Source organism: Clostridium sp. DJ247 (assembly GCF_014231265.1).
In genome coordinates, this window is sequence record NZ_JABAIW010000003.1 from 15,627 (window position 1) to 37,794 (window position 22,168).

Genomic DNA, 22,168 nt, shown 5'->3' on the forward strand with positions numbered 1-22,168 from the left:
GAGTGGTTAGAATATGAATAGAAATGAAAAAGCATTGATATATAAAGATATAAATGAAATAACAAGTTCAAGGCGGGTTATTATTCCTATGACTATTGTACCGATTATTTTGGTTGTAATCATACCCTTAGCAATATTGATAAGCGCTAACTATATTGGAAATGATTCAAGTATGTTTACAAAGATGGCTCCTCTTCTAAAAAAATTGCCTTCTGAATATACAACATATACTCCAGCCCAACTTTTAATAAAAGTAACGGTAAACTTTATGTTTCCGTCATATTTTCTTATAATTCCAATAATGTGTTCAGGAGTTATTGGAGCCAGTAGTTTTGTGGGAGAAAAGGAGCATAAAACTCTAGAGTCTCTGCTTTATACACCAATATCCATGGAACAACTGCTTAGAGCTAAGATTTTAGGCGTTTTTGTGCCGTCTTACGTCGTGACTTTGATTTCATATATAGCCTTTGGCATCATATTTAATGTAGGTGGTTTTATCTATTTTGGAAGACTTATTTTTCCAGATATAAAATGGCTCATAATCATACTTTGGATTTCACCTGCAATCAACTTGTTATCGCTAATATTTACTGTGATGGTATCGGCAAAGTCAGAAACCTTCCAAGAAGCGCAGCAGGTAAGTGGTCTTCTTGTTATTCCGATGATTCTTGTATTAGTGGCTCAAATGACAGGTGTACTTTTGATCAGTAATCTTGTAATGTTTATAGGGGGTAGTGTTCTCTTTATACTTGATTATATATTGATAAAGAGGATTTCCTCTAAGTTTATTCCTGAGAAACTGATTTAAAATACAAAAACTAAATTTCAGTACAATTAAAATGCCTACGTCATCTTTAGCAGAAGTCGTAGGCATTTTTAATTATAGCCATTCCCAAGTTTATATATTCATTTGCCTGATACTACAACGAATTCCCATGGCTGGTGGTTCATTGCTTATGGTACCCAATTAGCAGCAGCTAAATTTTTTCTGCCTACTTAGTACATAGCTGTATATATATTAAGTGAAAGGGGTTGATAAATATGGCTGCAACAGCAACAAAATTGCAGACTACTCTAATTGTAAAATACGTTGATGGGGTGGATGCACAAGGTAAAGAGGTAATTAAAAATCAGAGGTTTTCAAAGGTAAAAACAACTGCTACGGAACAGGGCATATATGATGTAGCACTAGAAATTCAAAAGCTTCTTGGAAAGAGCTTAAATGAAGTCGTAAGAGAAGATCAAAGTGGCATAACAAATGCTTAGGCACTATATGGTTTCAGTGTGGAAACTTAACTTATACTCCGGGATATGCTGCCAAACTTCAGCACGTTAAAAACTTTTAATCAGTCTAAGGTTTGTATTTTGAAAATCTAAGAACCTTAGATAAACTCGTACCTCAAACATATCTGAGGTTCTAAGATTTTCTAAAATACTTCACCAAGACTGATAAAAAAGTTTTTAAATGTGCTTTCAGTTTTGGCAACATATCTCTACGTATAAGTTAAGTTTCAAGCCAGAAACCATACAATACATGTTAATGGGTAAGTAAAATGGATTTGATTATAAGGGGGAAACAATATGAGTAAAACACTAGTTATGAATTTTTTAAATGAGGAAGGTAAGAAAACAGCCATAAGGGTTAATAATGTTAAGGAAGGTATTACTGAGGCTGAGGTTAGTGCTGCTATGGATGTGATAATTGCTAATAATATATTCACATCCACTGGAGGAGACTTAAAGTATAAGGATTCTGCTGAGATTACGGATAAAACTTCTACTGAGTTAACTGTAAAGTAGCTTGAAGCTATAGTAAGAAGGTGATGTTTATTGAATAACGACTTGTTAAACATGGTGGCCAATCTAGGGTTTCCTATAGCAGTATCTGTGTATCTGCTGGTTAGGTTAGAGGCAAAACTTGAAGTTTTAACGGTTAGTATTAATAACTTGTCTAACGCCATTAAAAGTTCTTAATAGAAAGGGGCTGCCTCATAATGCATAAATATGCATATGGGGTGGTCCTTTTTTCAATGTAAACTAGAATTTCTATTTCTAAGATTCTTACTTTTATTAAAAAAATTCTAAAAGACATTACTTTTAGATTATATTTGAGGCTGTTTCAAAACATTTTGTACAATAATTTGTTTTGAGACAGCCTATTTTTTTACAAAAAACTATTAATAACTGCTGAAATTTTTATGACATAATTTTACTTTCTCTATAAGTGTTATTTGATGGAAAAAGTATTTTTATATATTATATGGTAATAAATAGTTTGTATATACAGATGAATTTACAGCTAAAAGTAAAATAACATAGATATTTAGAAAAGTATAGGGAAATAACACGAGTAAATTTCCTAAAAAGTTGTCCGTGTTTTGGGCGGTAAACTGTCTCTATATTATATAAGAAAATTTGCACTATACCAATAATAACTTTGCAGGAGGAGTAAATTATGCCATTAACAAAACTGAATGAAAAGGAAAGAGAAAAAGTAATATATAAGGCTAAGAAAGGTGACAAGCTATGCATACAAATGATAGTTGATAGTTTTCAGGGGTTAATAAGAAATAGTTATAAAGAGCTTTCTTATGAAAAATATCATATTAGTCAAGAAGACTATACACAGGAGTGTAATGTGAGAATTATAGAGTGTATCAATAAGTCTACTAAAAAAACCTATGGTCAACTGCGGAAATTCGTTGAAACAAGTATAAGAAATATGACAATTGATTCTATAAATAAAAATTTTAATGACTTTAACATATTTATTGATGATATAAGTTATGTTCTAGATAAAAGTCACATGCTGCAGGAACATAAATTTGATGATCTTGTAGTAAGTGACATGATAGTAAATGAAAGCTATGATGCTCTTATTAAGGATAAGCTTAGTAAAGAAGAGCATAAGGTACTTTCTTCCTATATTTCAGGACAAGAATTTGAGGACTATGCCAGCAAAAAAGGAATAAAAACAGATAGTGTGAAAAGAACCTTTAGAAGGGCAGTAAACAAGATTCAAAATAAAGAGCAAATAAGAGAATTTCACTGTATAGTATTAATGATTTTTGCCTGTATTAAAAACATACGGAAATACATAGACCTTGCAGATATAACAGAGCTGGTTGGGTTAGTAGATATAGCAATGATATGAGGGGGGTTTTATTATTAATGATAAGGGTTTAATGGAGAAGGTTGTTTTAGCTAAGGCTGGCAACAATGAGGTTATGGGGGAAGTAATAAAGAGGTTTACTCCTTTTATTATAAAGACTGCTAGGGGGATATATGTAAAAGGCTATGAGCTGGAAGATTTGATCCAAATCGGACAGGTATCTATTATAAAGGCTGTAAATATGTTTGATGTTGATAAAAGCAGTGGATTTATCAGCTATGTTACAAATACTATTACCAGAAGTTTATATTATTTGATAAGAAGCAGCGTAAAAGCAGCCAGCTGCTGCAGCCTTAATAGTGTAAATGACGAGGGATATGAACTTATAGAGAGTATAGTTTCAGAAGAAAACTTAGAAGAACAAATTATACAGGATGAAGAAAAGGCAGCTTTGAATAAGGCATTAGAAAAGCTGCCTCTAAAACATAAAGAAATCATATACTGGTTTTACTTTGAAAATAAAACTTTAGAGCAGTATGCAAAAGAAAAGGGAATAGCTTACAGAACTGCTGTAGATAGAAAGAAAAAAGCACTGGAAAAACTTAGAGGCATGTTAAAAGAAGATATAATCTAGTTCCATTCTGTTTTAAGACACTAGTAAGCTCTAGTTATAAAGTGAAACCGGAATTAGCTGAAATTTCCTATAAAAATAAGGGTATTATAGCGGATAGTTATGGAATAAATGAGGGGGAGAAAATAATGGCAGTTTATAGACAAGTACAAATCACTTATTGGCACGATAGCTTTGTAATGGAGCTTACACCAGAGGAAAAATATTTTTACATATACCTTTTGACAAATTCAGAAACTACCCAAAGTGGTATATTCGAAATTCCTAAAAGAATAATTGAAATGGATCTAGGGTATAACCGAGAGACAGTAAATAAGCTTATAAAAAGGTTTCAAGACTATGGAAAGATATTATACTGTGAAGCTGCCAGTGAAATTATGATATTAAACTGGATGAAGTACAATTTTACAAATAGTAAAAACACTATGTGCTGTATAAATAAAGAGCTGAAGTCTGTTAAAAATAAAGACTTTTTAAAGATCCTTTATAAAAAATGCTTAGATAAGGGATATAACGTAGAAGCAGTTTTTAAGGGTATTGCTTTAGATATAGAGGAAACAGTGCCGCCTATAAAGGAAGCTGATGAAACAATTCAGGAGACAATAAACCAAGTACAAAGTGATAAAGCACAACAGGATAACCCAAGTGGACAACCTGTAGAGACAAGTAATGTTGAAAGCAGCTCTATGAGCAAATCTGATAATTTTATTAGTGAACAACATATGAGTGTAAATAATACTGAAGAAAATATTAATAACAATATATGCAGTGAAGCTTCAATTTCTAGGGGCTTGGAAGGGGCTTGTAAGCCCCTAGGGGAAGAAGAAACAAAAGAAAAAGAAGAAACAAAAAAAGAAGCTTCTAATAAACAAAAAGTAATAGATAATAACGAGAAAGATAAATTACAACATAAGTGTGAAGAGGAAAGTACAAGTAAGGTTCTCTTGGAATTTGATAAAAATATACGTCAGGCAACCATAAGGGATGTTGAAAAAATTAAGGCTTGGCTTAAGGTCTTTGAAGAACAGGTAATAATTCAAGCCATTTTAGAAGCTGTTAAATACCAGGCACCCCATACGGGATACGTAGAGTCAGTAATTAAAAACTGGAGATCTCTAGGTCTATTTACCATGGAAAAATTGAAAAAGTACAGGAAAAAAAGCAATAAACAAAAACGAAATAATGGCTGTAATGCAGATGCTTATAGATATTTAGATTAGGGTATATGGATAACCGTGCCCGAAATTTAACTTATACTTCGGGATATGTTGCCAAACTTCAGCACGTTAAAAACTTTTAGTCAGTCTAAAGTTCGTGTTTTTGAAAATCTAAGAACCTTATATAAACTCGTACCTCAAACATATATAAGGCTCTAAGATTTTCTAAAAACACTTCACTAAGACAGACAAAAAAAGTTTTTAAATGTGCCTTCAGTTTTGGCATCATATCCCTACGTATAAGTTAAATTTAAGTTGTGGTTATTCATATAGATAATCAACCTAGCACATAAGTCAAAACTCTAAGTTGCTTATCTAAATTCAAAAATAATTAGTCATTATGCCAGTATATTTTTTAAATATGGCTAAAGGGAGAGGTAAAAATGGATATGGATAAAATATATAACTTTAACGCAGAAGCCAATGTCATTGGGTCTATACTTATAGACAATGACAGTATATGTGAGGTTATAGGGTTTCTGGACTATGAGGACTTTTATAACGTAAAACATAAAATTATATATAAAACTTTAAAAAACATGTACGAGGAAAATATTGCTATTGATATAGTCACTCTTGCAGAAAAACTAGGTGAGAGTCTAAAGGACGTAGGTGGAATAAGCTACATAACGGAAATTTTAAATGCCAATGTGACCACCGCAAATATAAAAAAGCATGGAGAAATAGTAAAGGAGAAGGCAAATAACAGAATGGTTTTAGAAATTTTAAAGACCTCCATGGAAAAGCTTCAAAAGGGAGAGGACTCTTCTGAGTCTGTAATAAACTACACTCAAAATGCTCTGTTAGCTATAAAAAATGCAGAAGTTAACGAGGATGGCAGTATGGAAAAAATACTGCACTATTTCATGGATACGCTCCAATCTAGATACGAAAAAGGAGGGGAGGTACAGGGAATAAAAAGCGGCTACAAAACCTTAGACAGAATACTGGGAGGATTTCTAAGGGAAGACCTAATAATACTTGCAGCTAGACCTTCCATGGGGAAAAGTACTATGGCACTTAATCTGCTTTTAAATACAACGTTTAATGGACAAGCCAAAGTTGCTTTTTTTAATCTAGAAATGGGAACAACTCAGATAGTGGATAGAGCTATAGCTGCCCTGGCTAAAATACCTTTAGAAAATATAAAAAATGCATCACTTACTGAAAATCAATGGTGTGAGGTTTCTAAAATAGCATCGGAGCTAGCAGCTTCTTCCATAAAAATTTATGATAAAGTATTTACTTTAAACAGCATTTTGGCAGAGTGTAGAAAGTTAAAGATTAAACAGGGACTAGATATTGTGATAATAGATCATCTTCAGCTTGTGGAAAGCGGAGAGAAAACTGAAAACAGAGTTCAGGATATATCTAAGATTACGAGAAGGCTTAAGCTCATGGCAAAGGAGCTGGATATAAATATAGTGGTACTATCACAATTGTCCAGAGCACCGGAGGCAAGAAGTGATCACAGACCTATGCTGTCTGATCTCAGGGATTCAGGGAGTATAGAGCAAGATGCGGATGCCGTAATGTTTTTATATAGGGATGAGTACTATCATAAAGACAGCGAAAGTAAGGGGATTATAGAGTGTATTGTGGCAAAGAACAGGAATGGAGAGGTTGGAACTACTAGGTTAAGGTGGAGGCCGGAGGTTCAGAGTATAGTTTAAGGTTATATTTAAAGAAAGGTAATGCCATTCACTATTATGAGGGCATTACCTTTCCCACTACCAAAGCCTAATAAACTTCAGTAGATTAGTAAAGAATATAACAATCTACCTTGCACTACTATAGATAGCTTATTACCATGCTATAATCTTTCGACTATAACAAAGCAGGTCACAACCTATAATAATGGTTCGTTGGACTATATAAAATATCTACCCAGCCTTATGAAACCTCTCGGCTGCATAAAACCGAAAATCAATACTTTATATAATCTTCGCTCGACCTTATAGAATCAGTTGGAACCTTATTATAATCAATATAATATCGACTATAATAAAGCTTTTCCTCACCCTATAAAATCTTCCCTCCGACAATATATGAGCCAAATATATGACCCATATATTGTCTTTGGCCGGCCTATATACGCCCCTTTTTAAGAGCATATATAAGTCTTGACTCAACTGTTATGTTCCTTACGATATTAATATGTGCAGTTTTATTAATATCATACATAAAATAAAAATGAATCATTTTCAATTACATGATATAATTACCATTAATTACTCTAGAATCATATACAAGTTAAGAGGAAGTTCAAAATAAGAGAAATTGCTAGAGGCAAATTAAATTAAAACTGTATTGATTCCTATTATAGTCCTTTCAGTATAAATATAAGCTGAAGGGACTTTTAATTTTCATCTTACTAAATACAAAAGTTTCTTCTCAGTAAAAATAGTATTTTCAGGAGGGAATTTTTATGATATTTCGAAAGGCTGTTATATGTGCAACTGTAGATGGTGATACAGTAGTAGTTAAATTGGACAATGGTATTAAAGAAAGAATTAGATTCATAGGTATAAACTGTCCAGAAAGTACCATGAGGCAAGAGGCTTATGGCAAGTAAGCACGGGAATATAGAAAAGGTATTTGGAATATTAAGTAATGATAAGTTTACGAGGAATAGTTAACAAGCAACAAATTATGTTAATTAAGTCTAAAGTAAACTAATATATAATAAAATAATTTTAGAGAACGAATGTTTGTATAAAACATGGTAAAATAAACCATACTATATCTATAAAAGTCGGAAAGGGGATATAGTATGGTTTATTCCTGTATAAAAGAAAATTACTCTTTATTATTAAAAGAAGAAAACAACAACTATGGTAGTAAAGAAGAAAAGAAATTTAGCCTCCAGATGGATAAAATTTTGAAGCAATTATTTACTCTGAAAAATAAGGTTCCAATTATTGATTTTCTTAACTCAGCTTATAAGGATAACATAAGCTATGATGCTAAATTGTATTATGGAGATAAGGAAATAAACAATTTTCATAAAAAAAGCAGCAGATACATAAGCTTTTATGCTGATATGTACATAAGAGTTATAGATCAAGAAAATATTTATGAATACGAAATAGAATTTCAAACCATTTATGAAAATAACATGGCTATAAGAATGTTTAGATATGGCTTTGAAAGAGCTGTAAAAATTACAGATTATAAGAATATAAAAGAAGGTAAAGTAAAGATAAAAATTCCAGAACCATATCTTATAGTTATAGAAGAAGATAAAGATATACCTGATGAGATTTCTTTAGAAATAGAGATACCAAAACAAAATACAGTTACTTATAGTTGTAAGTTGCTAAAGTATTTTGATTATAATATCGATAAACTTTTAAAAGAAAACATGTATCTATTGCTGCCACTACAAATATTTAGGTTAAGGAAGAAAATGTATGGAATAAGCAAAAGTGACTTAGTCTTTGAAAAAAAGAAAAGTAAGATGATTGATGTATATAATGAATTGAAAATAATTATAGGAGATACTTTAAAAGCTATAGATTTATCGTATAATAAAGGTAAGATAACTCTAGTGGATTATGATGAAATGACATCTGCAATTGAAAATATAAATTCTTACTTTTTAAGTATGTACGGGAAATATACAGATTTTGATGAGGAGGTTAAAGAAATGGTAAAGAGCTTTTATGATCCTAAGGTTGAGGAAAGAGGAATACAAAAAGGGAAAATAGAAGGAAGAATAGAAGAAAAAATAGAAACAGCAACAGAAATGATTAAAGACGGAGAGCCTATAGAAAAAATTAAAAAGTATACAAAGCTAGATGAAAATAAGATTTTAGAATTGATAAAACAAATAGGAAGCAAAAAAATGCAATAGAAGTAAGTTCGGGTGGATCACTCCCATAAGGGTACCAGGTTCCACTCGTTTTTTTTGTTGAAATCTAGAAAGTTAAACTACTTTCATACGAATATTTTGAAAATTTAATGATAAAGGTAGTTACACGTCATGAGTGAAGGCAAAATTATTGAGATTTATAATCAAGGTATATCTCAAGTTATAGGTGTTTATTAAAGAACTATAATAGGAAATTTATAGGGGAAGCACGGGAAGATAGAAAAGGCATTTGGAATATTAAGTAATAATAAGTTTACGAGGAATGGTTAACAAAAAGTGCAGTATAAGGTTTACTGTGCTTTTTTGTTGTATATGATTTCAATATGTAGATAATTATACAAATTTTTTACTTTGTATGGTAAAATGTAAGAAAAGTTGGTTTCAGTATCAAAATTTGGAGTTTAATATTCCTAAAAGACAGTATGACAGTTTAAGAGGTGATAACTATGGCAGTAATGATTCCAGAAAGTATAAGTGCTTTAGATAGTGCTACAGCAGGAGAAAAACGGTTATTTAAAATATTAAAAAACAATTTACCATCAGACTACATTATATGGTATGACTTAAGAGTGAACGGCAGATATCCAGATTTTATAATTCTAGGACCAGACCTAGGTCTTGTAGTTTTGGAAGTAAAGGATTGGGCATTAAGCTCTATAGAAAGTGCAAATGCTAATACATATACACTAAGTACATTAGGTACAAAGACCAATCCACTAAAACAAGCAAGAGAATACATGTTTAATATGATTAATGAATTGAAAAAAGACAAAGGTTTGCTGCAAAACCAAGGTGAGTATAAAAGTAATTTATGCTTTACCTTTGGATGTGGAGTAGTATTCAGTAAGATAAATAGAAAAACCTTTTTATCTAGTGGGTTTTCAGGTACTATAGATGAAAAATGTGTAATATTTGCGGATGATCTGAAGGAGCTTGAAGATAACTTTATTAAAGAAAGACTGCAAGTAATGCTAAAAAATATGATCCCAGTTAAATTTGAGTTCGGAAGAATATCATTGAACTAAATCGCTAAAAGCGATAGCTTGCTACTGATTAAATTAATACTTATATGGAAAAAATAAGAAGCGAAGTTTCTTTCTCAAGGAAGCTTCGCTTCTCACATTTTACACACCTTTTAAAGGAGTGATAAAATGTATAAAAAAATTGACAAAATGATTAAAGACCTAGAAATTCGAGGGCGTAGCCAGAATACCATTAAAAATATGGTATTGACTATGAAAAGTTTCTCTAAATTTTGTAATCAACCACCCGAGTTCTTAGGCGAGCAAGATGTTATCAACTATTTAGATTATTGCATAAATGTAAAAAAATTATGCAGGGGAACTGTAAATTATATTAATAGCACTCTAAAATTCTTTTATGTTGTAACCCTTGAAGGAACATGGAGTGATTTAAGAGTTCCGAGACTAAGATATGATAAGAAACTGCCTAAATACTTAACGAAAGAAGAAGTAAGGCTTTTATTAGAGTCTACTACTTATTTAAAGCACAAAGCAATTTTATCAACTATTTATTCAGGAGGCTTACGCGTTAGCGAGGTTATAAACCTAAGAATATCTGATATTATAAGTGCTGAAATGAAAATTAGAGTTAGAAGTGGTAAGCGTAACAAAGAACGATATACCTTATTATCCCAAAAGAATTTAGAGTTACTAAGAATATACTGGAAGAAGTTTGGATATAAAAATTATTCTCCGGAGGATTATTTATTTATATCTAGACAAACAAAGAAACCACTAAGCAATCGTTGTATAGAACATGCTATGGATAAAGCATTGCTAAAGGCTGGAATAAATAAGAAGGCTTCGCCACATACTTTAAGACATTCTTTTGCAACTCATCTAATGAATAGTGGCGTTGATTTGGTAACTATTCAAGCATTACTGGGACATTCAAATATGAAAACAACTTCAATATATTTGCATGTAAGGGATTATCAAACGTTAAAAGTAACAAGTCCTTTAGATACGCTGGACTAATTTATGAATTCACTTCAAAATATCATTGAGTTGCATGGAGAGTCTTATATTAAGTCAAGAAAACTTCCATCTAATATTCTAAAAGCATTATATTCGATTAAATATTGCAGGACTGCTGCACTTGGAGGTCATGTATATGAATGTGATGAGTGTGGGGAAACTAAAATTTCATATAACTCTTGTAGAAATCGACATTGTCCAAAATGTCAGGCTTTCGCCAAGGAAATGTGGATTTATGAAAGGAGCAAGGCATTATTACCAACTCACTACTTTCATATTGTTTTTACTATACCAGAACAGTTAAATTCTTTAACATTGTTTAACCAAAAAGAAATGTACTCTATTTTGTTCACAGCTGTTTCAGAGACCTTACTAAAATTAGCGAAAGCTAAAAAATATTTAAATGCAAATATAGGCTTTACAACTATTTTGCATACGTGGGGGCAAAATTTAATGTATCATCCTCACATACATTGCATAGTTCCTGGTGGCGGTTTGAGCCTTGATAATAGCAGATGGATAAAGTCAAAGAAGAAATTTTTTATTCCAGTAAAAGTACTTTCTCAAATGTTTAGAGGGAAATATCTATTTTACTTAAATGAACTTTATAAAAGAACTAGACTTAAATTTCCTACGAAGATTAAGGAATTGCAGTTTAGGGATATATTTAATGCATTTAAAGATAGTCTATATAAAAAAGAATGGATTGTTTATAGTAAAGCACCATTTAGTAGTGCAGAATATGTATTGCAGTATTTAGGTAGATATACTCACAGAGTTGCTATTTCTAATAATAGAATTATTAAAGTTGATAATGAAAATGTTATATTTAAGTGGAGAGATTATAAAGAAAAAAGTAAAGAGAAAATAATGTCTTTAAAACCAGAGGAATTTATCAGAAGATTTTCGATGCATATATTACCCGATAGGTTTGTAAAAATAAGACATTATGGTATTTTAGGAAATAGAAATAAAAACTTAAAATTCAAACGCTGCATAGAAATCTTTAGAATTAAGCCTAAAGAGCTTGAGAATCTGTCTTCAGCGGAGCTGTTTTTTAAGTTAACTGGAATTGAAATAGGTAAGTGTAAAAAGTGTGAGAAGGGAAATTTAATAAAGCTAGGAAAAATAATGCCTCGAAGTGCTTTGCCACCATAAATATAAGCAAAAGTGAATAAGCACTTGATAATGGGGAGGGGGATGTTATATACTAAAATAGGTTATATTGTTAGTTTTTTGAATAAAAATATATTAATATCAATTAAATTTAATGTTTTAGAACTTGTAGTGAAATTTTGAATACCCATAGAAGGCTTCGCCGCTTTTAGCGATTCCGTTCTAATAATTGATTGCGATATTGAGATGCATATATTTACGCATAAACCAAGTCTAAACTACTTGTAAGTGCTTATGTATATGCTATTTTTCTACCCTCAACATCGCAATCAAGCCAACTCAAAAGATGTAATGGATAGGGTCAGAGGTAACTTATTTAAGGAGGTAAAGTTATCCAATGATAATGAAGCTGTTTTTAAGGTCATGAATTTAAATCAGGAGAAAATGGCTAAAGGATTAGGTTATGGACACAGAGTTATCAGGGGAGTAGCTGGAAGTGGAAAAACAGTTATACTAATATGCAGAGCAAGATATTTAGCAGAAGCTCATAGAGATTGGAACATATTAGTATTATGTTATAATAAAACCCTTGCAAACTATTTAAGAAACTCTATAGTTGATGATAACTTCCAAAATGCTGAGGTTATACATTTCCACGGATGGATAAATAAGATTTTCAGCTCACTAAAGTTAAGTAGTGGGTTATTTAGAGATAAAGAAATTAGTGAAAATATATTAAAAATATCAGAGGATATGTTAAAGGATATATCAAAGTATGATGCTATATTGATTGATGAAGGACAAGACTTAGAGAAAGAATGGCTGGAGTTTATAGTTAGGATGTTGAGAAATCCAGAACATAGTCACCTTATGTTAGCATCTGATGGAGCACAGAACTTATATAACAGAAAATATACCCTTAAATCTGTAGGAATAAAAGCAGCTGGTAGAACAACCATAATGCGTGAAAACTATAGAAACACAAAACAAATACTAAACTTTGCTCATACTTTCTTATCTGACGGATTATTAAAAGAAAGTATAAATGAAGAAGACAATAACTTTATAATTACACCTGACAACAGCTTAAGAGAAGGTGTACAACCTGATTTAATATATTGTGAGGATTTCTATGGAGAGATAAATAAAATTGCAATGAATATTATAAGGCTAAAACAATCGGGTGTAGATTATGGTGATATTTGTGTGGCCTATATTCACAGCAGTTATAAGAATATGAACTATTTAAATATTCTAGAGGAAGTTTTCAAAAGCAAAGGTATACCTTATTTTGTTATTAGCAAGAGCGGCAACACTAAATCAAAATTTAAACTAGATAACGGCACAGTAAATATATCTACAATTCATAGTATAAAGGGCTTAGATTTTAAGTATGTGTTTATTTGTGGTATTAATGACAGATTGCTGGATAGTATAGAGGAGTCTAAAAAGCTGCTATATGTTGGGATGACTAGGGCTAGGGATGTTTTAAAGGTTACTTATAGTGTTAACAATAGTATCGTTGAGGATTTGATAAAGGCTAAGATAAAGATATCTGCGGATGAAGAAAGTAGCAAGGAAGTAAGGGATATGGTGGCTGCGGCGAGAGAGGAAAGTAGTGAGAGGAAGAGTCAGGGGGGATTGTTTTCTAAGATAAAGAATTTGTTTGGGATATAGATGTGATGAGTAGTTTAATTGTATAGAGGAATGTAAATGGTATGTCTAAAATTGGGTATGATTTTTATTTATTGTTGTTAGAGCTGTATACTATAGCTTTAAAATATATATAACTAGTTAATATGTGATGTGTCTGATGTTTATTAGGTATAGTTAATTATGTCTATAATGCGCAGTTGAAAAAGTGAATATGAATACTTGTTTTAAGAGTTTCAGAAATACCGTAGTTATATGACAACTATACCTATTACATAATGGACGTTTATATGAGCAGATGTTTTTATCATTATTGTAGCTTAGATACATTTATAGCTATAATTTCAAATAAAAGTTTAAGATTGTGTGATTTAAGTAAAACAAATGATTATATGGAACGAAAATGGATACTTAATATTTTAGAAGATTCACTTATTAAAGCATTTGAGAAAAATGAAATTTCTATTAATTTAAAAGAAGATTATTGGTATGATAAGGGAATACATAATCACCTTGCGTTTATCCTTGATATGCTTAAACATTATGTTGAGAGTTCAAGTTATATTACGTGTTTTTCAAGAAATGGAGATTTATTAAGTCAGTGGAGAGCATATGGAAATAATGGAAAAGGGGTTTCAATTGGGTTTAATTCAAAGTTAATTTCTAAAGCTATAAGCAGAAAGAATAAAGTTTATTTTGAAGATGTTTTATATGAATTAGATGAACAGGTAGAGGAAATAGAATTTGCTGTTGAAAACGCAATTAACTACATGAAAAACATTTTTGAATGTGACAAGGTTAGAATGAGTGATGATTTTAACCAGTATTTTGTTGAAGAATTTGATGCTTTCTGCGAAGTTGTTTGTGATGATTTAGCTGAGATTAGTTGCTACATGAAAAATCCGTCTTTTAAAGAAGAAGATGAAGTAAGAATTATATATTCTCCGGATATGACTACTGAATCTTTTGACGGTGACTTAAAAGAAATTTTTACTCAGAAAAAAAGATTTAATAACTACGTTTTGAATCCACTTAATTATTTTGCTAGAGATGATCAGATAATTGGTTATGCTGATTTAGCGTTTGATAAGTTGATTATCAAAGATATTATAACAGAGATTAATATTGGGCCTAGTTCACGAGTAACCGAAGAAGATATTTTCTTCTTGTTGAGTAAATATGGTTATAATGCACGTAATATTCGTTTTAATAATTCAAAATCATCATATAGGTTAAAGTAATGAATAGGGTACTTAGTGCAAAGTTTCCGGTATAGTCGTCGTATAACAATGCACTCAAGTTCGTTTTAGCTAGTAGCAAGCTCGAGGTAAACTCTCGCAATAGGGTCTGACACTATTGCAGAAACTGGAAGTTTCTGCTTGCTATAGAGGAATGTTAATGGTATGTCTAAAATTGGGTATGATTTTTAGTGTTGTTGTTAGAGCTGTATACTATAGCTTTAAAATATATACAACTAGTTAATATGTGACGTGTCTAATATTTGTTAGGTATAATTAATTATGTCTATAATGGGAAGTTAAGATGATAAGGATAGCTAGTTCAATGCTTAGCAAAGTTTAGAATAGCTTATGGTGAACTGTACTGTAAATAAATGCGAAAGTAGCCTTAGTTATTAAACTTACTTGTCTGGCGTTAATTTCATAAGCTAACATAAGGAAGATATTGTTATAACGTAAGCGTCAAATAACTCGTCACCTAGTGCAATTAGAAAAATGATGGGATAATACTCCTATGAAGATAGGAGGTAATTTGGATGAGAAATAGGAAATCTCAAGAACAATGGATGGTGTTAGTAAAAGAGTATAAAGCAAGTGGTCTTAATTTAACAGCTTGGTGTAAGGAAAAAGGCATTAGCAAAAGCTCCATCTATCCATATCTAAAAAAATTTAGCAGCGAAGCTGAATCTTCAGAACAAAAGTGGGGACTAATAACAATTTCTAAAAGCATTGAAACATCACCAATTTCATTGAAAATAGGAGCTGTTACTTTAGATATTAAAAGTGGATTTGATAAAGAAACATTAGGTGATATTTTAAGCGTGGTAATGAAGCTGTGCTAAGCTTTTCTAATTCTGGTCAAGTATATCTCGCCTGCGGATCGACAGATATGAGAAAATCTATTGATGGATTAGCTGCCATTGTTCAAATGAGATTCAAGCTAGATCCATTTTCAAATAGTTTATTTATATTTTGTAACAAGAATAAAGATAAAATCAAAATACTGCATTGGGAGTATTCTGGCTTTTGGTTATATTATAAGCGCTTAGAAAAAGGTAAATTTAAATGGCCTTCAAATGAAAATGAGGTCAAAAGTATTACTGAAAGAGAACTAAGATGGCTTCTTGATGGTTTATCAATAGATCAACCTAAAGCCCATAAAGAAGTTAACGAAAGATTATTGATTTAGGTTCTTAATTTTCATATGAAAGTAGGCGAGAGCCGGTTTCAAAGGATTTCAGTTTTTTACTTGCCTTATTATGTCTTTTTAGGTTGAAATATGGTATAATTTACACATGATGAATGTAGAGAATAATAAGGAAAATCAAACTGAATATATTAAGAACTTAGAAGAAACTTGTAAGTCACAAGAAGCTCAAATTAAACTCTTAGAAAATAAGATAGCCTGGATGATGGAGCAGATAACACTATCGAAACATAAGAAATTTGGAGCATCAAGTGAAAAAAGTGAGTATGATCAGCTAAGTGTATTTAACGAATTCGAAAAAGAATCAGATGATCGCATTTCAGAGACTGAACTTGAAGAAATCAAGTATAAGAGAAAGAAACGAGTTGGTAAGAAGGATGAAATGTTATCTGACTTACCTGTAGAAGTTGTGGAATACTATCTCTCTGATAAAGAACAAGTCTGCCCCGAATGTGGTAGCAATATGCACATTATGGGTAAAAATGTGAGAAGAGAACTAAAAATAATTCCAGCTGAAGTAAAGGTAGTAGAGCATGTAAGCTATGTTTATTCCTGTAGGGATTGCGAAAAGTATAGCGATGGAACTCCTATCATTAAAGCAGCATCAGCAGAACCTGTTATCAAAGGAAGTATCGCTTCCCCATCAACAGTGGCATATATTATGTCTCAAAAATATGTTAATGCAATGCCATTGTATCGTCAAGAAAAGGAATTCGAAAGACTTGGTATAGAGATTTCCAGGCAAACTATGGCTAACTGGGTTATAAGATGTGCAAGTGACTGGCTAGCGCCATTATACTCTGCAATGAGAGAAATTCTTATAAGTGGAGATGTTATTTATGCAGATGAAACTGTGCTTCAAGTTCTAAAAGAACCTGGCAAAACTCCACAGTCTAACTCATATATGTGGCTTTATAGAACTAGTGGAGATACTGAAAAACCAATAGTCCTATATGAATATCAGCCCGATAGGACTGGCAAAAGGCCTAAAGAATTCTTAGAAGGCTTTAAGGGATATCTACATACAGACGGATATGGTGCATATCACAGTCTTTCAAAGAACATCACAGTATGTGGATGCTGGAGCCATGCTAGGCGCAAATTTGATGAAGCTCTTAAATCCATGAGGCCTTCAGAGCAAATAGGTTCTAAAGCCTTAGCCGGCAAGAACTATTGCGATAAGCTTTTTGCCATAGAAAGAGACCTTGCTAACCTTACAGCTGAAGAAAGGTATAAAAAACGTCAAAAACTTTCAAAACCTATTTTGGAAGACTTTTTGTCATGGTTAAAAGAGTGCAAGGTACTTCCAAAGACAGCTCTAGGAAAGGCGGTAAACTACACACTAGACCAATGGAAGTACTTACAAAACTATCTCCTAGATGGAAGATGTGAAATAAGCAATAACAGAGCTGAAAGAAGCATTAAGCCTTTTGTTATTGGTCGTAAAAACTTTTTGTTTGCTGACACTGTTCGTGGAGCTAAATCAAGTGCAATAATATATAGCATTATGGAAACAGCAAAGGAAAATGGGCTAAACCCTTTCAACTATCTTACATATTTATTTGAAAAAATGCCTAACTCAGATTTCGAAAATAATCCAGATGTATTTGAATTTCTTTTTCCTTGGGGAAATCTCCCTAAGGAATGTTACTTAAAGAAGAAAGATTGAAAAATAAGCGGTTAACAATTGTCAATGTGATTAGTTGTTAACCGCTTACTGTTCAAATGTAATTACCTTACAATCAGAACCGACGATTACCCAAGCATAATTGTTCTTATCTTCCAAATAACATTTGTATTTCATGCCTGATACAGTGATATTAACACTTTCGCTATTTCTTTCATCCTTCAAGGTAATAATTTCGTCATGCTTGTCTATCCATAGATTTTTCAGTTTTTCAAACATACCGGGTTCAATCTTATCTAAAAATGCTTTGGCAGCTGCTTTTGTTTCCTCTTTACTTGGAAGCTCATCTGTTGACAAACTTTGATCCATCCATGTAAATCCAAGTATTTTATTGTTGCTTTTTTCAACAACAAAAGAAAAATGTTCACCATCTAAACCATTATTTTCTCCTGAACTTTTTTCATATCGGAAAACCCAAATATCTACTCCATTTTGTTTTTGATTTTGAACATCTTTTAATTTATATCCTTCTGGAACTGACAACAATTCCAACACTCGTTCCAACGATTCACTATATTCTTGTTCCTTGCTAGCTTTATCTAAATTCATATTAATTGTAGGTATATTATTTTCCATGTTACTAATCACCTCATTATTTTTACTTTATTTAACTTTTAAAAGTTTACATATGACATCCCGAACTATATAAGTCTAATATAATCTAAAATTATAAAATTTCTTCTATAAATTTTTATTAAATACATTTACAAGAGTTATTTTTCGTTTATTCTTACAATAAAAGATAAAAAGAAACCAATACACAAAATAGCAGCTAATATCTCAAATGTTAAGATGTAACTGCCTGTTTTAAGTAGATTTAATGCCACTATCGGTCCGAGAGTTGCTCCAATGAATAAAATAAATGTGTATAATGACACAGCTACTCCACGAGATTCTCCACCTAGGTTTCCAATCAAAGAAATAAGTGTTGGTACAGTAACCGAAATTCCTCCAACAAAAATAACACTCATAGTAACAAGAAAAGGAAGACTAGAACTTGTACCAATAAGGCCAATCCCAACAGTTGCTAGCATTAAACCTCCTTGCAGAACCATCCTTACTCCAAACCTTGCTACTAATTTTCCAGCAAGAGGTGATAGTAGCATTCCAATAATCCCTGTAGTTCTAACCACAAGAATTTGATTGCTATTCAATCCAAATGGAGATCGGCTTAAATAACTTCCCAAGGCTGTGTACATACCAACAAACGAAAGTAATAGCGTAATAGTTATAAAATAACAAAAGAAAAAATTTCTCTTAAAAAGTAAAGTTCCCATTTGCTTAAATTGAGCCAGTACACTTACTTTTTTTTGTAGAATCTCATCTTTCGGGACCAATCCTGTTAATAAGACTGCACTCAACAGATAAATAACCCCAAGGAAGTAGAAAACGCTTGACCAACCTAGGTTTTGACTCACTATACTACTAAAAACCTGCCCCACAATCCCTGCCATTAAAAATCCTGTGCTGACAAACCCTATAGTTGTTACTCTTTTTTCAATTGGAAACATTTCTACAACATAAGAAAGCACAGCAGGTCCAAAGGTCGAAGCCGCTAATCCTTGAATAGCACGTAATATTACAATTAAAGAAAGTTGGTTAACAAACCCTAATATTGGTGTTATAACAAACAAAGCAATCAATCCAACTAACATCATTTGCTTCCTACCATATTTTTCAGATAAAGGTGCAAAAAGTAAGAATCCAACTGCATATGCAAATGAAAAAGCGCTAGTGGTCCATGAAGCTTGGGATGGTACTACTCTAAACATATTTGAAAAAATTGATACCATTGGAATAGTGATATACAAACTTGAGACAACAACCAATCCACACCATACAAGTATTGATGTCATCAAATTATAATTTTTTTCTGTATTAGTAATTTGTTCTACTTTATAAGCTAGTTTTGCCAAATCTGAAACCCCCTCTTTATTCCATAAAAAAATTTGAAAGAAAAAATATACTTTTTGCTCTGCACACAAAATTATAAAGGATATTTTTTAGTTCATCAGTAAAACCCTATTAATAATCGACGTTTATTAATATGCATAAAACCACTCCTTATATTTTAGGTGAATGTTAAATTATGTATTGTAACTTAACTACATATATTGTAACATACTTACAAAACATGTCAATATATTTTTTGTGTTGTAAAAAAATTTTAAATATCGTAGAATATTTTCAAGGAAAACTATAAATAGAAGGTGGTTATTTTATGAACGGAAACGAACAATTAGAAGACATCTTATTAGATTTTGATTTATTAGGTAAATTGGTTGTTGGAATCGGGGAAGTGTCAGATATTACAGGAGTTCCACAAAGACAAATTCGATACTGGGAGGAAAAAGGTATCATTCAATCTTCCAAAGAAGGGGAAGGGACAACAAGGAAGTACAACTACCTTAACATCAAAAAAATTCTTTTGGTAAAAGAACTTATAGATGATGGTTTTACCTTGGACGCAGCAGCGAAGAAAGTTGAGGAACGAATGAGAACAATAAACGAGGTGTTTGTAAAACTTGCCAATCGCAATACAGAAAAAAAATAATAAAATAGAAATAGCAACTCATGCTTGAGCTGCTATTTCTATTTTATTGGAAATTAATTTTTATGAAGTATACTTCAACAAATATCAAGATATTGTATATTATTTTTTCTCGTTCTTTGCATTTTGTTCAAGTCTTGAGGAGATATAACATAGAAGTTACAATATAATATTATTTATTTACCTTCACTTCCTTTCAATTGTTCTATTAACGCTTCATTTTCTATCTTTATCATTTACTTCTCCATTTGGTGACTTTAGTTTTATAGAACTAAACCGCATAAGCGGTGGCGGATTCTACTTACTTTTTTAGTTAGTGATAAAATCAAAGATAAAATAATACAAAGAGGTATTTACTGAAAAGTAAGTACCTCTTATATATGACAAACACTTCATTTATTATTTTGTGCAAAAAAATACATAATGAGGAGTGTTAATCATGTCAGAATTAAGAAACAGAATGAAAGTTGAAATGGAGCTTAGGGGATACAGTCCAAAGACTATAAAAAATTATATCCTCCATGTTAGTAACTTTGCTAAATTCCATAATAAATCACCTGAATTATTAGGTGAAAATGAAATACGAGATTACTTACATTATTGTATCACTAAAAAGAAATTAAGTGAAGGTACTGTAAATTATTGTAATGCAAGCTTAAGATTTTTTTATACTAAAGTTCTTAATAGACAATGGAACATTGAAAAGTTATCTAGAGTCAAAGAACGTAGAAGAATGCCTGTAGTACTATCTCCACAGGAAATTAAAGATATCTTTGGACGGGAGTAGATGGATAAATTCTAAGGATGGTTTTTTTATACCAGTTAAAGTGTTATCACGAAAGTTCCGTGGAAAATTCTTGCACTATTTAAAAAAAGATTACTATAGCAATAATTTAAAATTTAATGATGAAATGGAAGATTTGAGACGAAAAGATATTTTTCGGGGCTTTGTCGATAGAGTTTATAATAAAGAATGGGTTGTATATTGTAAACCACCTTTTGGTAGTGCAGAGCATGTATTGGAGTATTTAGGCAGGTATACTCACAGAGCAGCCATTTCTAATAATAAGATAGTAGCATTTGAAAATGGGCTGGTTGTATTCAAATAGAGAGATTATAGAGATAACAACAAAGAAAAATATATGACAGTTACTGCTGAGGAGTTTATTCGTAGGTTTCTGATGCATATTTTACCAAGTAAGTTTGTGAAAATAAGACATTATGGGATTTTAAGCAATAGAAATAGACTAACCAAGCTGAAAAAATGTAAGAAGATCCTTAAAGTTTCCACTATCAAAATTGATAGTCAGAAGAAATTAAATTCAGCGGAGCTGTTGTTTAAATTAACTGGTGTAGATATTAACATTTGCCCTTGCTGCAGTGGAAAAATGGTAACAAAGAAAAAGTTGAATCCTACAATTAGTGAACCACCAGAATAAGCAAAAGCTAAAACTATATAAAAATAGAAATAGTTTATGTGGCTATGGGGAGGGGGAAGTGTATCAATAATTAAGTAAAACCTTAAAATTTTCAGGAATACTTTATAATATTGTACTAAATATTGTGATAAAATTAAACTTGTAAGGTTTATCGTAGGAAAATGGGGATTATTGAAATCCCATAGTACCTGCGGCGGTTTCGTTCTATAATTTGTTTCTGAAATTGAGCAGCTTTATAATAAAATCAAAAAAAGATTCTAAAATTAAGCTGTTTATTTTTGCGGCTCAACTTCAGAATCCAAATCTATTCAAATGATGGCACTTTTTTATATTTTAGTGATTCTGTAATTATGCTAGAGTTTAATAAGGTAAACCGGAAAATTAGGATATTATTATAAGATGATGCAAAAAAGAGAAATATATCTAATTGCAAAAGCAACATT

At 31.5% G+C, this 22,168-nt stretch carries 23 protein-coding genes and 1 pseudogene; 22 read left to right on the top strand and 2 right to left on the bottom strand.

Going from position 1 to position 22,168, the window contains the following annotated elements; all coding sequences use genetic code 11:
* The first annotated feature begins 13 nt into the window (after positions 1-13).
* The 18 genes from HGI79_RS01865 to tnpC all read left to right on the top strand — a co-directional run bounded on the left by HGI79_RS01865 (position 14) and on the right by tnpC (position 17,717).
* Positions 14-808 (top strand): ABC transporter permease subunit, encoded by a 795-nt coding sequence (locus HGI79_RS01865; protein ID WP_185649027.1) that lies wholly within the window; start codon positions 14-16, stop codon positions 806-808.
* Between the two features lie 233 nt (positions 809-1,041).
* Positions 1,042-1,266 carry a DUF1659 domain-containing protein gene (locus HGI79_RS01870; protein ID WP_185649028.1) on the top strand — a complete coding sequence of 75 codons (225 nt, stop codon included), beginning with the start codon at positions 1,042-1,044 and terminating at the stop codon, positions 1,264-1,266.
* A 315-nt stretch (positions 1,267-1,581) separates the two neighbouring features.
* Complete coding sequence (locus HGI79_RS01875) at positions 1,582-1,800, top strand: DUF2922 domain-containing protein (protein WP_185649029.1); 219 nt, start codon at positions 1,582-1,584, stop codon at positions 1,798-1,800.
* A gap of 51 nt (positions 1,801-1,851) precedes the next feature.
* Complete coding sequence (locus HGI79_RS01880) at positions 1,852-1,974, top strand: YvrJ family protein (RefSeq protein WP_185649154.1); 123 nt, start codon at positions 1,852-1,854, stop codon at positions 1,972-1,974.
* A 481-nt stretch (positions 1,975-2,455) separates the two neighbouring features.
* Positions 2,456-3,154, top strand: a complete 699-nt coding sequence (locus tag HGI79_RS01885) for a helix-turn-helix domain-containing protein (RefSeq protein ID WP_185649030.1) — start codon at positions 2,456-2,458, stop codon at positions 3,152-3,154.
* Between the two features lie 31 nt (positions 3,155-3,185).
* Positions 3,186-3,746 (top strand): sigma-70 family RNA polymerase sigma factor, encoded by a 561-nt coding sequence (locus HGI79_RS01890; RefSeq protein WP_185649031.1) that lies wholly within the window; start codon positions 3,186-3,188, stop codon positions 3,744-3,746.
* Positions 3,747-3,871: 125 nt separating this feature from the next.
* Complete coding sequence (locus tag HGI79_RS01895) at positions 3,872-4,963, top strand: DnaD domain protein (protein WP_185649032.1); 1,092 nt, start codon at positions 3,872-3,874, stop codon at positions 4,961-4,963.
* 380 nt (positions 4,964-5,343) lie between these two features.
* Complete coding sequence (gene dnaB / locus HGI79_RS01900) at positions 5,344-6,633, top strand: replicative DNA helicase (protein WP_185649033.1); 1,290 nt, start codon at positions 5,344-5,346, stop codon at positions 6,631-6,633.
* Between the two features lie 755 nt (positions 6,634-7,388).
* Positions 7,389-7,535, top strand: a complete 147-nt coding sequence (locus HGI79_RS01905; RefSeq protein WP_185649034.1) for a hypothetical protein — start codon at positions 7,389-7,391, stop codon at positions 7,533-7,535.
* Between the two features lie 198 nt (positions 7,536-7,733).
* Positions 7,734-8,816, top strand: a complete 1,083-nt coding sequence (locus tag HGI79_RS22630; RefSeq protein ID WP_241428114.1) for a hypothetical protein — start codon at positions 7,734-7,736, stop codon at positions 8,814-8,816.
* A gap of 464 nt (positions 8,817-9,280) precedes the next feature.
* Positions 9,281-9,859, top strand: coding sequence for a nuclease-related domain-containing protein (locus tag HGI79_RS01915; protein ID WP_185649035.1), 579 nt, complete (start codon positions 9,281-9,283; stop codon positions 9,857-9,859).
* Between the two features lie 126 nt (positions 9,860-9,985).
* Positions 9,986-10,834, top strand: coding sequence for a tyrosine-type recombinase/integrase (locus tag HGI79_RS01920; protein ID WP_185649036.1), 849 nt, complete (start codon positions 9,986-9,988; stop codon positions 10,832-10,834).
* A 3-nt stretch (positions 10,835-10,837) separates the two neighbouring features.
* A complete protein-coding gene (locus HGI79_RS01925) occupies positions 10,838-11,992 on the top strand; it encodes an IS91 family transposase (protein WP_185649037.1) in 1,155 nt (384 codons plus the stop codon).
* Positions 11,993-12,301: 309 nt separating this feature from the next.
* On the top strand, positions 12,302-13,627 hold the full coding sequence (locus HGI79_RS01930) for a DEAD/DEAH box helicase (RefSeq protein WP_241428115.1): 1,326 nt from the start codon (positions 12,302-12,304) through the stop codon (positions 13,625-13,627).
* Between the two features lie 266 nt (positions 13,628-13,893).
* Positions 13,894-14,844: a DUF2971 domain-containing protein gene (locus tag HGI79_RS01935; RefSeq protein WP_185649039.1), complete on the top strand. Its 951-nt coding sequence runs from the start codon at positions 13,894-13,896 to the stop codon at positions 14,842-14,844.
* A 533-nt stretch (positions 14,845-15,377) separates the two neighbouring features.
* Positions 15,378-15,683 carry an IS66 family insertion sequence element accessory protein TnpA gene (gene tnpA, locus HGI79_RS01940; protein ID WP_185649040.1) on the top strand — a complete coding sequence of 102 codons (306 nt, stop codon included), beginning with the start codon at positions 15,378-15,380 and terminating at the stop codon, positions 15,681-15,683.
* Entirely contained in the window at positions 15,677-16,030 is a 354-nt protein-coding gene (gene tnpB / locus HGI79_RS01945; protein ID WP_313885170.1) for an IS66 family insertion sequence element accessory protein TnpB, read from the top strand. Before tnpA ends, tnpB begins: the two co-directional genes overlap by 7 nt.
* A gap of 109 nt (positions 16,031-16,139) precedes the next feature.
* Entirely contained in the window at positions 16,140-17,717 is a 1,578-nt protein-coding gene (gene tnpC, locus HGI79_RS01950; RefSeq protein WP_395939494.1) for an IS66 family transposase, read from the top strand.
* A 45-nt stretch (positions 17,718-17,762) separates the two neighbouring features.
* On the opposite strand, the gene HGI79_RS01955 is transcribed toward tnpC, so the two are convergent.
* On the bottom strand, positions 17,763-18,323 hold the full coding sequence (locus HGI79_RS01955) for a YcdB/YcdC domain-containing protein (RefSeq protein ID WP_185649042.1): 561 nt from the start codon (positions 18,321-18,323) through the stop codon (positions 17,763-17,765).
* A 125-nt stretch (positions 18,324-18,448) separates the two neighbouring features.
* Positions 18,449-19,651, bottom strand: coding sequence for an MFS transporter (locus HGI79_RS01960; protein ID WP_241428117.1), 1,203 nt, complete (start codon positions 19,649-19,651; stop codon positions 18,449-18,451).
* A 305-nt stretch (positions 19,652-19,956) separates the two neighbouring features.
* On the opposite strand from HGI79_RS01960, the gene HGI79_RS01965 reads away from it, so the two are divergent.
* The 4 genes and pseudogenes from HGI79_RS01965 to HGI79_RS01980 all read left to right on the top strand — a co-directional run bounded on the left by HGI79_RS01965 (position 19,957) and on the right by HGI79_RS01980 (position 21,725).
* Positions 19,957-20,289, top strand: a complete 333-nt coding sequence (locus tag HGI79_RS01965) for a MerR family transcriptional regulator (RefSeq protein WP_185649043.1) — start codon at positions 19,957-19,959, stop codon at positions 20,287-20,289.
* A 436-nt stretch (positions 20,290-20,725) separates the two neighbouring features.
* Positions 20,726-21,073, top strand: a complete 348-nt coding sequence (locus tag HGI79_RS01970) for a site-specific integrase (protein ID WP_185649044.1) — start codon at positions 20,726-20,728, stop codon at positions 21,071-21,073.
* Between the two features lie 40 nt (positions 21,074-21,113).
* Positions 21,114-21,467: pseudogene (locus HGI79_RS01975) on the top strand (transposase); the annotation flags it as partial.
* Positions 21,468-21,725, top strand: coding sequence for a hypothetical protein (locus HGI79_RS01980; RefSeq protein WP_241428128.1), 258 nt, complete (start codon positions 21,468-21,470; stop codon positions 21,723-21,725).
* Positions 21,726-22,168 lie beyond the last annotated feature (443 nt).